The organism is Lentzea sp. NPDC055074 (assembly GCF_053608005.1).
In genome coordinates, this window is the sequence record NZ_JBSGUQ010000005.1 from 195,633 (window position 1) to 207,466 (window position 11,834).

An 11,834-nucleotide genomic window follows, 5' to 3' on the forward strand; every position below is an offset into this window, starting at 1 on the left:
TCTTTGACCAGAAGCGGCTTGTCCCTGGTGTTCCTGCTGTTCTTGGCTGCCTGCGGCCAAGAACAGCAGGACCCCGTGCTGACGTCCGAACTGACCTCGCCCGTGGACGTGACGCTGCACTGGCGTCCGCAGGCGGGGTCGGCCGGGCAGGTCGTCGAGTACGCGAACGCGGCCGACGGCGAGTACACGATCCTGGAGTTCGCCGCACCGGCGAAGGACACCTACGAGCACCCGGACCTGATCCCGGAAACCCAGTTCTACTACCGGGTCCGGCCGTTCACGGGGACCGCCTCGGCGACCGTGGACGTCTCGCTGCCCCTGGGCGACGAGGTGCCGGAGATCGAGGGGCCGGACTGGACCGCGCCGGTCAAGGCCGGCGGGGGCAGGGCGCCCGTGTCGTCAGCCGAGGCGGCGGCGACGGAGCTGAAGGCCGAGGTGAAGAACGCCAACGGCATCCTGTTCACCTGGAAGGACCGCGCGTCGGACGAGGACGGGTACCTGATCGAGGTCAGGCCCGCGGGCGCGGCGGACTACCGCGTCGCGGTGCAGCTCGACCCGGACACCACCTCGTACGGGGTGATCACACTCCCAGACGAGAAGCTCGCGACCTATCGCGTGCGGGCGTTCCGGTTCGGGTCACCGTCGAACCTGACGCATCAGACGACGGGGAAGGCCTGAGGGCCTGTCTGGCACTCCACGCGCTCGCGGCGAGCAGCAGCGCCGCGAGCGCGTAGGGCCAGGTCGTTCTCTCGGTGACGGCCAGCGCGACGTTGATCGCGGCCAGCAGCCCGAACACGCTGGTGAGGAGCCACCAGGTGAGTTGATCGTCGCGCGCGTCGGCTGTCATACGTGTGGGCTACCCGTTTTCTTCGGCCTTCACACCCTCTTCCTCTTCTTTCTTCTCGCCACGCCTGCGCATGAACCCGAAACCCGGGATGCCGAGGATCGCCTGGCGCATGTCGCTGGTGACCTCGAGCAGCTGGTGCACCTCGGGGCCGACCTTGTCGAGGGTGGCGAGGATCGGCAGGATGTCGCTGGTCAGGTGCTCGGTCAGCACCGGCAGCTCGTCGACGAGCTTGATCGCGGCCTCGATCTCGTGCGGCGAGAGCTCCTCGACGAACCGCTTCGCGAGCGGCTGCGCCTGCTTCGCGATCGGCTCGTAGATCGCGATCAGCTCGCCTGCCGTGTGCGCGGTCTGGCCGGCCGTCGTGACGACGAGCCCGGCCCGGTCGGCGACGTCGCTCGCGCTCGCCGTGATCGCGCGGACCTCGACGACGGCCTTCTCCGCGTCCGCGACGACGTCGGCCGTGCGGTCGACCAACGCGTCCGCTCTCGCGACGATGCCATCAACGGCGTCTATGGTGCCGTTCACCTTGCGGACGAGTTGCTCGACTTCGCCGATGAGGCTCAGCACACGGGCCGGAACCGCCGCCACGGCCGCAGTCGTGCCGAGTGCGGTGTCGAGCGCCTGCTTGGCAAGTCCCATGCCGGGGATCTCCATGCGTCCACTCTGCCTTACGCGTTCGTCGTTTTGGCGTAACGCCATTCGGTTTTCAGAACTGTCGGACCCCGTCATTACATTCACACATGTCTGCCAACCGGCAGATCGGGCGAACCGGGAACCATGCGCCGTCCGAAGTTGTCAGAGTCCAGGGTTAGCATGCCCGGCGGGCGAGGGAGGGCGCGTTATGTCTTGGTGGCACCGGATCAGACGCATCATCTCCGGTGGAGGGCGGGAGTCGGCGAGTTTCGTCGCGGCACTGCTGGGTGTCCTGGTGCTCGCGGGCGCCGCACTCGGGCAGGGGATCTCCCGCACGTCGGTCGCGGTGTCGGACGGGCTCACCTGGCTGGGGGACGACCAGCGCGGTGAGGTCGTGCAGATCAACCCCGGTTCGGGCAAGCCGCAGACGCGGTTGCAGATCAGCGGCCCCGACTCGCAGCTCGAGATCGCGCAGGAGGACGGCCGGCTGATCGTCCTGAACCGGCGCACCGGCGAGATCACCGTCATCGACCTGGCGACGCTGCTCGCCTCCGGCCGCAGGCAGGCGCCGCCCGGAGCGACGAGCAAGGTGCTGGTGTCGAACGGGATGGTGTACGTCGTCGACCGCGCGTCCGGCACGGTGCACACCGCCGACCCGCTGACCCTGGCCGACGTCGGGCAGACGTGGCAGGCCGGTCAGCCCCTCGCCGACGCCGTCGTGGACGAGCGCGGTGTGCTGTGGCTCGTCGACCACGGCGGCACGCTGAGGTCGCTCGACTGGTCGGACGACGAGGAGCGGTTCCAGGAGCGGTCGCACCGCCAGGTCACCGGTGCCGGGCCTCGCACCGTCCTCGTGCCGCACGACCAGGGCGTCACGCTCATCGGTCTCGACGGCGGTGTCGTCGTGCGCGACGGCACGGGTGAGGACGTCGACTCCATGACGGACCGCTCGGACGCCGAGGTGATCGCCGCGCAGTCCTCGCCGATCGACCTGGTGCCCGCGTCGGTGCCGTCGTCGTCGGTCGTGGTGCTGGTCGTCGGCCGTGACGTGCTGCGCGTCGACGTGGGCGCGATGGGGTGCCCGAAGCCGGGGCGTCCCGCGGTGTTCCGCGACAAGGTCTACGTGCCCTGCAAGGGATCCGGCAAGGTCATCATCCTCGACCGCGGTGGCAGCCGCGGTGGCGACGACGTCCGCACGTCCGGTGGCGCCGACCCCGAGCTCGTGTTCGACGACGGCCGGTTGTTCGTGAACGTCACCGGCTCGTCGACGGGGGTGCTGGTCGACCCCGACGGTGCGACGCGCTCGCTGACGATCCGCAGCCCCGAGCTCCCGGTGAAGGACCCGGACCGCTCGCCGCCGCCGTCCGTGCCGCCGCCCCCGCCGCCGAACCCGAACGAGCCGCAGAAGCCGCCGCGCAACCCCGGCAACGGCACCAACAACCCGACCACCGAGGTGCCCCCGCCGCCGTCGGTGCCGTCCGTTCCGCCTTCGGCCGGAGGGACGGCTCCCGCCGCGCCCGCGGGCGTCTCGGTGCGGGAGAAGTCCCGCAACGCCTCCGCGCTCGTCGTGACGGTGAGCTGGAGCGCGGCCACCTCGGCCGACCCGATCGTCGGCTACACCGTGGCGGGCTCCGGTTCGTTCAGCGGCGGCTCGGTGTCGGCGCAGTCGGCGGGTACCTCCGTCGACCTGTCGGTGCCGTGCGCGGGTTCCACGTTCTGCACGAGCGGCCGGCTGGACGTGACGGTGCGCGCGTCGACGGCGTCGGTCGCCGGTGCCGCGGGCATGGCCGCGTTCACCGTGACGCCGCCGCCGAACAACCCGCCGCCTCCGCCCCCGGTGACGACCACGACCACGCCGCCCCCTCCGCCTCCGCCTCCACCCGTGACGACCACGACGACGCCTCCGCCGCCCCCGCCTCCGCCGTCGCTGCCGAGCGCCGGTGCGTTGGTGATCACCGGGGCAACGGGTGGCCGCAACGTGCCGACGCGCCGGCTGACGCTGGCCCCGCCCGCGGACTGGGCGAGCCACAACGGGCGCTGCGAGGTCGTGAACAACACGTACGGCTACTCGGTGGGGATCCCGTGCAACGCCACCTCGGCGACGATCGACGTCGACGAGGGCAGCAACTCGCTCGTCGTGCGTGCCTACGCGGCCTCCGGGGCGGGCCAGGTCGACTCGGCGGCGAGGAACACCTTCTTCACCTACGACGAGTGTGCGGGCAAGCCGAACTGCATCCCGAAGATGGCGCCCGCCGGGGTGGAGACCGCGCCGATGGGCGCGGGTGGCCTCGGGTTGCTGGCGTGCGCGTTCCTGCTGCGCATCGGTGTTCGTCGCGGAGATGAGGAAAAGTGATCGACACCGGTGAGGTCTCCGCGTTCCGCGACCTGCACACCCGCCTGGGCGATGCGGTCGAGAGCGCCGTGCGAGGCAAGCGCGACGTGATCGACCTGGTGCTGGTGGCGATGTTCGCGGGCGGCCACGTGCTGCTCGAGGACGTGCCGGGCACGGGCAAGACGACGCTGGCGCGTGCCGTCGCGGGCGCGCTCGGCGGGGTGTCGCGGCGCGTGCAGTTCACGCCGGACCTGCTGCCGTCCGACGTCACGGGCACCTCGGTCTACGACCCGCAGACGGGCCAGATCCGGTTCCGGCCGGGTCCGGTGTTCGCGAACATCGTGCTGGCGGACGAGATCAACCGCGCGGCGGCCAAGACGCAGTCGGCGCTGCTGGAGGTCATGGAGGAGCGCACGGTCACGATCGACGGCGTCGGGCACGCGGTGCCCGACCCGTTCCTCGTGGTCGCGACGCAGAACCCGATCGACCTCGACGGCACCTACCGCCTGCCCGAGGCCCAGCTCGACCGGTTCATGCTGCGCACCTCGATCGGCTACCCGTCGGTCGAGGACGAGCTGGAAGTACTGCGTCCCGGCAGCGGCGCGGGCCGGATCGCCGACGTCCGCACGGTGTCGTCACCGCGCGAGATCAGCTCGTTCAGCGGCCGCCTGCAGCTGCTGCACGTGGCGGACCCGATCCTGCAGTACATCTCGTCGTTGGGCACCGGAACGCGTTCCGACGAACGGCTGCGCCTGGGCACCTCGACCCGTGGCCTGCGCACGCTCGTGCGTTGCGCACAGGTGTACGCGGCGTCGAAGGGCCGGCACTTCGTGGTGCCGCAGGACGTCCAGGACATCGCCGACCCGGTGCTCGCACACCGCCTGGTGCTGACGCGCGAGAGCGTCCTGTCGGGCGTGACGACGTCGGAGGTGCTGGCCGACGTGCTCTCGCGCGTGGCGGTGCCCAAGCCCGCGGCACAGTGAGACTCACGGTCCGCGGCACCGGCACCGCGGTGCTGGGGCTGCTGATGCTCGGCGTGGGCCTGTGGTGGCGCTACGCGGGCATGGCGGCGTTCGGACTGGCGCTGACGGCACTGGTCGTGGCGTCGATCGTCTCCGTGCTGATCGCCTCACCGCTGACGGTCTCCCGCACGGTCCGCCCGCGCACGGTCCCGAGACTCGCCCGCTGCAACGGCCGCCTGGAGCTCTCGTCCACCGGCAGGTGGCCGGTGGCGCTGGACGCCGTCGACGTGGTGGCCGGTGCTCCGATGGACGTGGACGTGCCGCTGCTCGAGCCGGGCGAGGTGGAGGCCGTCGACTACGCCATCCCGACCGAACGCCGAGGCGTCTTCGACGTGGGCCCGCTCACCTTGCGCCGCAAGGGCCTGGCCGGCCTGGCCCAGGCCCGCACGGTCCTGGGCGAGGTGGTCCAGGTGCGAGTGGTCCCCCGAGTGCTCCCGGTCCGGGGCCTGCCGTCAGGCGCTCGACGAGGCCAGGTGGGAGCCGACGAACGAGTGGAGCGAGGCGGCACGGACCTGGTGGGCCTGCGCGAGTACGTGCCGGGCGACGACCTGAGGCGTCTGCACTGGGCCACCTCCGCCCGCACCGGCACCCTGATGATCCGCGAGGACGCAGACCCGGCCCGCCCGCACCTGGCGGTGCTGCTGGACGACAGCGCGTCCTCCTACTCCGACCCGCAACGATTCGAGGAGGCCGTGGAGGTGGCGGCGTCGCTCATCACCTCGGCGCTGGAGCAGGGACACCCGGTGCGGCTGCTCACGTCGTCCGGCGGCACCGACATCGAGGAGCAGCAGGACTCGGCACCGATCCTGTCCGCTCTGGCCGACCTGGAGCTGAAGGACGTCGACGGCCGCCCGACCGTGCCGGTGCGCGACCTGGACGTGGTGGCCGTGGTGAGCGGCGAGCAGGTCCCGGCACTGGTGCTGGAGGCGGGCCGTGCCGCGTTCGGCGTGGTCCTGGTGGTGGACGAGAAGCGGCCGGTGGGTGCGGCCGGATCGGTGCTGGTGGTCAGCGGGGAGCGCGCGGAGGACCTGGTCGACTCGTGGAACGCGGTGGTGGCGCGATGACACGCGACACGAGCCTGCGAGGCGGTGGCCCCGTGACCGGCTCCCTCCTGAAGTTCGCCTGGGTGGCAGCCCTCCTCCTGATCGGCGCCCTCCAGCTCTCCCAGGCCTGGGACGGCGCCACCCTCTACTTCGGACTGGCCGCGCTCACCGGCTTCGCGGCCCTGCTGCTGAAACGGATCGTCCCGGCAGGCCTCGCCGCCCTCGCGATCATGGTGGCGGCCATGGCGGGCGGGTTCTTCCTGGCCCGAGGCGCCTCCCCGGACCGCGACCCCACCTGGGTCCTCCTGGACACCGTCCCCAGACTGCTCACCGCGGCCCGCCCCGCCCCCGCCACGCCCGAACTCCTCGTGCCCGGGTTGCTGCTCATCATCGGCATCTCCACGGGCATGGTGCTGTCGGTGACGAAGCGCGGCACGGCACTTTTCGTGCCGGCACTCGGTTCGGCCACGCTGTACGTGTCGGCCGCGCTGCTCACCACGGGCCGCGCGGACCGGTACGGGCTGGTGGCGCTGGCCGTGGTGGTGTTGCTGGCGTTGGGGTGGCTGATCATCGACCGGCGCGGGCCCGTGCTGCCGCCCGCGGTGCTGGCCACGGCGCTGGCCACGCTCACGTTGCTCACGTTCGTCTTGCCCACCAACGGGTTCGAGCCTCGCAAGCTCGTCACGCCGCCCATCACGAACATCGCCATCTCCAACCCCCTGCCGCAGCTCGCGGCGTGGGCGGCGCAGGGGGAGGCGGAGCTGTTCCGCATGCGCGGGCCCGAGGTGCCGGTGCGGCTGGTGACGCTCAGCCGGTACACGGGGGCGTCGTGGGAGGCGGCCTCCACGTACGGGCCGCTCGGTGTCGTCGACGCGCCCGACCTGCCCACCGGCGGGAAGTTCCAGGACGCCAGCGCCGATCTGCTGATCACCGGGTTGCAGGGCGAGTGGTTGCCCGGTGTGGGCAAGCCGCAGGCGGTGTCGTTGAGCAACGCCATGGTGGATCCGGACACCGGGTCTCTCGTGGTGGCCGACGGGCTCGAGACCGGGCTGAGCTACACGGTCCGAGGTGTCGTCGAGACTCCGGCCGACGCCGATCTGGCCGAGGCGCAGGTTCCCGCGAACGTCACGAAGTACACGGCGTTGCCGCGGTTGCCGTTCACGCTGGCCGACTACGCGCGGCAGGCGACGCAGAACGCGCGCACGCCGTACGAGAAGGCCGTTGCGCTGGAACAGGTCGTGCGGCTCAACCGCCGGCCGGACGCCGAGGCGCCGGTCGGGTCGTCCTACGCGCGCCTGGAGACGTTCCTGTTCGGGGCGGCGGGGGAGTCCGGCGCCGGGGCCGGGACGGCGGAGCAGTTCGCGTCGGCGTACGCCGTGCTCGCGCGCTCGGTCGGGTTGCCGACGCGGGTGGTGGTCGGGTTCCAGCCGGTGCCCGAGGAGAACGGCGAACGGATCGTGCGCGCCGCGGACGCCACCGCGTGGCCAGAGGTGTACTTCAGCGGGTGGGGCTGGGTCGCGTTCGATCCCGTGTCCGGCAACGGAAGCGGGCCCAGCGCGGCCTCGAAGCGCGAGGTGCTGAACCGGCTCGCGTCGACCACCGCGAAGCCGACGCCGACCTCGTTGCCGTCGGTGCCACCGCTGGTGCAGCCGACTGCGGTGCGGGGCGAGAACACGGCCGCGCCCGCGAGCCAGAAGAGCTTCCCGTTCTGGGTCTTCACGCCCGTGCTGCTCCTGGTCGCCCTGTTCGTGGCACGCACGTCGCGTCGTCTCCGGCTTCGGGCCGCGGGACCGGTCGGGGCGTGGAACGAGGTGCTCGACGCACTACAACTCGCGGGGCTCAGACCAAAGCCGAGCCGGACGGTGCCGGACGTCGCCCGCGAGTGGGGTGACGCGGGCGCGAAGCTGGCGGTCATGGTCGACCAGGCCGCGTTCGCGCCGCAGCCGGAGCAGCACGAGAACAGCTGGCGTCTGGCCCGTCAGGTGAGGAAAGCGGTGCGGCGCAAGGCTTCCTGGTGGCGCCGGGTGCTCTGGGCGATCGACCCGCGGCCGTTGTTCCGGCGCTGACGGATCAGCGCACCACCTGTGCGGGGATGCAGTTCTTCCCGGTGACCTTGAGCAGCGCCTCGCACAGCTTCGGAGCCGTGTCCGACGGGAACGGGCCGATCCAGATGAACTGCGTGAACCGCGGGTCCTCCGGGACGATGACCGGGCAGACGTCGTCGCGTCTGCTCAGGAACGCGCTTTGGCCGCGCAGCGCGGGGTTCACGCTCTCGCGGTACTTCACCCACAGCGTCTCGTAGTCGACGAGCACCCGGACTTCCGTCTCGGGCATCGCGCCCTCCAGCGAGTGCAGCACGAGGACGGACGAGCCGGGGTCGCAGGGCATGTCCGTGTATTCGAGCTGATCGGGCACAGGGGACGTCGCGGGTGTGCCACCGGTGTTCTGAGGGGCCTGGGACCCGAGGCTGCCGCCGATCAGCACACCGATCCCGATGCCGACGACGAGCGGAACGGCCGCCCACACCACGAGTGTTCGGCGCTTTCGTCCACGAGCGAACATCGGTGGGCCGGCATAACGAGCGCTTTGCACCGGGGGACCGTACGCCAGTTCGTGCGCCCGCAACAACATCGGGCCCGCAACGTTCAGTTCTTGTTGGCACAGACCTTTGCGGAGCTGCCGCGTTCGCCGTTGAGGCCGAGCGCCGCGATCTGGAAACAACGCCGGTCGCCGCCACCGTCCTCGACGACGTACGACGTGCCGCCACCCGTCACGGTCGTGAGCGCGTTCGGCTTGGCGCCGGTCACGTCGACCACCACGAACTGCGCCTGGCCGTCACTCGGATCGGTCCACTCCAGCTCGATCGACCTGCCCTTGTACTCCGCGCGCTTGAGCACCGGGACGAACTTCGGGTCGGTGTTCGGCGACGGGCCCGCGTCGGCCGAGTCCGACGTCGGCACGGGCGGTGTTGTCGTCGTCACCGGTGGTTGGGCCTGCTGGCCGTCGCCGCCGCGGTTGAGGACGATGCCCGCGGCGATGCCGCCCGTCACCGCGATCACTGCCAGCAACGCGAGAACTCCACCGCGTCTGCTCTTCGGGACCGGCGCCGTCATCGGCTCGACGGGCGGCAGGTCCACGCTGGGGAGCACCGCGACCGGAACGGGACGCGGGGGAGGCGGCGGGACGAAGTCGCGCTGCCGGTACGTCAGGTCCTCGAGCTGCCCTCGCCACGAATCGTCGCGCTCGGCCTCGGGTTCCGGTTCTGGTTCCGGTTCCGGCGTGAACCCGCGCGGCCCGAAACCGGGAGCCTCGGTCGGGCCCTCCGGGTAGAAGTCGGGACGTTCGCCCAGCATCGCCGTCGCGTCCGGATCCACAGTGGACAGCGCGGTGCCCGAGTTCGCCGACATCAGCGCGTCCCGCAGCTCCAGCGCCGAACCGAAGCGGTCCGCCCTGTCCTTGCGCAGGCAGCGGTCGATCACCGCGACCAGCCACGCCGGTACGTCGAACCGGGTCAGCGGACGCGGTTCTCCGCTGCTCACCCGCCCGACGTAGGACAGCAGCGTGTCCTCGTCCGGGTTGTCCGACGCGAACGGCGGTTTGCCCTCCAGCAACGTGAACAGCGTCGAGCCGAGCGACCAGATGTCGTCCGCGAACGACGGCGTGGCGCCCTCCAGCATCTGCGGGGCCGCGTGCCGGTAGCTGACCATCTGCAGTGACGCGGAATGGCCCGCGTCAGCGCCGCGCGCGATGCCGAAATCGGCCAGCACGTACGAAGTCGGGAGCACCAGGACGTTCTGCGGCTTCACGTCCCGGTGCAGGATGCCCTGGCCGTGCGCGAACGCCAGCGCGTCCGCCACCGCGATCCCTGCCGCGATGACGTCCGGCACGGGCAACGGGCCCATGGCGCGCAGACGGTCGTGCAGCGAACCGCGTTCGTAGAACTCCATGACGATGCACGGGCGGCCGTCCGGCAACGTGCCCGTGTCGAGCACCGTGACGATGTGCGGGTGCTGGCGGCCGAGCTCCACGGTGATCGCCAGCTCACGGCGGAAGCGCGCCACCGTCGCCGGGTCCGTCACCTGCAGCACCTTGACGGCGACGTCGCGGCCGAGACCGTCCTGGCGGGCGCGGTAGATCGTGCCCTCGCCGCCCTGCGCGATCACGCGGAAGGCGCTGAAGCCCGGCAACGCGATCCCGGGCGCCTGCGCAGCGCCCTGCGCGGGAGCCCAGGCCATCAGATCGTCTTCCACCAACGGATCCTATCCCGGAGTGCTGTGGTCACCGCTGAACGTTCGGAAGGATCGGTCTGAAAGGTTCGAATCAGTCGGTGACCACGTTCACCTGGAACCCCAGTGACTGCAGCATTCCGGTGAGCATCACGCGCGTGTTGTCCTCGGCCCGCCGCAGCAGTTCCGACTGCTTGGCCGCCTCCGCGAGCTTGGCCTCGGCGGCGACGTAGAACTTCTGCTGGTCGGGAGGTCCCGCGAGCGCCTGCAGGTCGTTGATCAGGCCGCGTTCCTGGCTGAAGACGTACGAACGGTCGTGGTGCAGGTTCGGCTTGTCCAGCTGTGCCTTCGGCACGCGCAGTTCGACGCTCTTTCCGTCCGCGGACACGACGAGCCCGTCGTCCTTCAACGTCCCGAGGTCCACGAACGCGTTGACCGACCCGGCCGCGACGAACAGCGTGCGTTCGCCCGCCAGCGCCGCGGGCACCCACTTCACGTCGTTCTCGATGTCCAGCACGACCTGGAACTCGCCCGCCGCCGCGTGGTACTGGCTCAGGTCCCGCACCGACTTGAGCATCGCGGGCTGGCTGCGGTCGATGGATTCGTCACCGAAGGGCCTGAATTGGCCGAAGACGTACACCGCCGCACCGAGGAGAATGACGACGGCCGCGACCAGAGTTCCACGCATCACCCAGCGCCTGTCCACCGCGTGGGAGTACCCGTGAGGTGATGCGCGCACACGGTCCGTATGGGCTAATCGACCCGTGCGGAATCAGTTCCGTGTCCACATGGTTGGCTTTGGACGAGACGAGAGCGATTGATCAGGAGGCGTGCGGTGGACCCGGAGAACCTGTACGAGGTGGACTCGGAGGTGCCGGACCTGACAGGTGCGGTGCTGCTGCACCACTTCGAGGGCTTCATGGACGCCGGCGCCGCGGGACGCCTGCTCTCCGAACACCTGCTGGAGACGCTGGAGAGCCGGATCGTCGCGCGTTTCGACGTCGACGGCCTGATCGACTACCGCTCGCGCCGCCCGCTGATGACCTACGCGACCGACCACTGGGAGGACTACGCCGCCCCCGAACTGGTCGTGCACCTGCTCTGGGACAGCGCGGGCCACCCGTTCCTGCTGCTCACGGGCCCGGAGCCGGACCGCGGCTGGGAGGCGTTCATCCAGGCCGTGCGGTCGCTGATCGACCGCTGGGGCGTCCGTCTGACCGTGGGCTTCCACGGCATCCCGATGGGCGTGCCGCACACACGGCCGTTGAACGTCATCGGCCACGCCACGCGCCCTGAGCTCGTGAGCGAGTACCAGCCGTTCTTCAACCGCGTGCAGGTGCCGGGCAACGTGTCGGGGCTGCTGGAGTTCCGCCTCGGCCAGGCGGGCCACGACGCGATGGGCTTCGCCGCCCAGGTGCCGCACTACCTGGCGCAGTCGCAGTACCCGACCGCCGCCGTGACCCTGCTCGACGCCCTGGCCCGCGCCACCGGCCTCGCGTTGCCCATCGGCGGCCTGGCCGACGCCGCCCAGGCCGCGGACGCCGAGATCCACCGCCAGGTGGCGGAGTCGGACGAGGTCGCCCAGGTCGTGGAGGCGCTCGAGCGGCAGTACGACGCGTTCATCCAGACTGTCGGGAACACCGACATCCCCAGCGCGGACGAACTGGGCGCCGAGTTCGAGAGGTTCCTGGCCGAGCAGCAGCGTCCGCCGGACCACCTGTAGGAGCAAGT

The 11,834-nt window shown here is 71.0% G+C and carries 10 protein-coding genes; 6 read left to right on the top strand and 4 right to left on the bottom strand.

Annotation, left to right across the window (positions count from 1 at the left end; genetic code table 11):
• Positions 1-3 precede the first annotated feature (3 nt).
• The gene (locus ACWF7A_RS14170) at positions 4-678 is read left to right on the top strand and encodes a fibronectin type III domain-containing protein (RefSeq protein ID WP_452250861.1); all 675 of its coding nucleotides are present in this window, start codon (positions 4-6) and stop codon (positions 676-678) included.
• A 178-nt stretch (positions 679-856) separates the two neighbouring features.
• Here the strand turns inward: ACWF7A_RS14170 and ACWF7A_RS14175 are convergent, their stop codons facing one another.
• Entirely contained in the window at positions 857-1,501 is a 645-nt protein-coding gene (locus ACWF7A_RS14175; protein WP_452250862.1) for a hypothetical protein, read from the bottom strand.
• A 187-nt stretch (positions 1,502-1,688) separates the two neighbouring features.
• Here ACWF7A_RS14175 and ACWF7A_RS14180 point away from each other — a divergent pair, with 187 nt between their 5' ends.
• The 4 genes from ACWF7A_RS14180 to ACWF7A_RS14195 are packed head-to-tail and all read left to right on the top strand — an operon-like array spanning position 1,689 to position 7,943.
• Positions 1,689-3,833, top strand: coding sequence for a hypothetical protein (locus ACWF7A_RS14180; protein WP_452250863.1), 2,145 nt, complete (start codon positions 1,689-1,691; stop codon positions 3,831-3,833).
• On the top strand, positions 3,830-4,795 hold the full coding sequence (locus ACWF7A_RS14185) for an AAA family ATPase (RefSeq protein ID WP_452250864.1): 966 nt from the start codon (positions 3,830-3,832) through the stop codon (positions 4,793-4,795). The genes ACWF7A_RS14180 and ACWF7A_RS14185 overlap by 4 nt, the downstream gene beginning before the upstream one ends.
• Entirely contained in the window at positions 4,792-5,898 is a 1,107-nt protein-coding gene (locus ACWF7A_RS14190; protein ID WP_452250865.1) for a DUF58 domain-containing protein, read from the top strand. Before ACWF7A_RS14185 ends, ACWF7A_RS14190 begins: the two co-directional genes overlap by 4 nt.
• Positions 5,899-5,930: 32 nt before the next feature.
• Positions 5,931-7,943 carry a DUF3488 and transglutaminase-like domain-containing protein gene (locus tag ACWF7A_RS14195; RefSeq protein WP_452250866.1) on the top strand — a complete coding sequence of 671 codons (2,013 nt, stop codon included), beginning with the start codon at positions 5,931-5,933 and terminating at the stop codon, positions 7,941-7,943.
• Between the two features lie 4 nt (positions 7,944-7,947).
• Here ACWF7A_RS14195 and ACWF7A_RS14200 read toward each other — a convergent pair whose 3' ends face one another.
• From ACWF7A_RS14200 to ACWF7A_RS14210, 3 genes are all read right to left on the bottom strand, one after another.
• On the bottom strand, positions 7,948-8,439 hold the full coding sequence (locus ACWF7A_RS14200) for a hypothetical protein (protein ID WP_452250867.1): 492 nt from the start codon (positions 8,437-8,439) through the stop codon (positions 7,948-7,950).
• A gap of 83 nt (positions 8,440-8,522) precedes the next feature.
• On the bottom strand, positions 8,523-10,127 hold the full coding sequence (locus tag ACWF7A_RS14205) for a serine/threonine-protein kinase (protein ID WP_452250868.1): 1,605 nt from the start codon (positions 10,125-10,127) through the stop codon (positions 8,523-8,525).
• Between the two features lie 70 nt (positions 10,128-10,197).
• Positions 10,198-10,791 carry a DUF4230 domain-containing protein gene (locus ACWF7A_RS14210; protein ID WP_452250869.1) on the bottom strand — a complete coding sequence of 198 codons (594 nt, stop codon included), beginning with the start codon at positions 10,789-10,791 and terminating at the stop codon, positions 10,198-10,200.
• 147 nt (positions 10,792-10,938) lie between these two features.
• Here ACWF7A_RS14210 and ACWF7A_RS14215 point away from each other — a divergent pair, with 147 nt between their 5' ends.
• Positions 10,939-11,826, top strand: a complete 888-nt coding sequence (locus ACWF7A_RS14215; protein WP_452250870.1) for a proteasome assembly chaperone family protein — start codon at positions 10,939-10,941, stop codon at positions 11,824-11,826.
• The last annotated feature ends 8 nt before the right edge of the window (positions 11,827-11,834 follow it).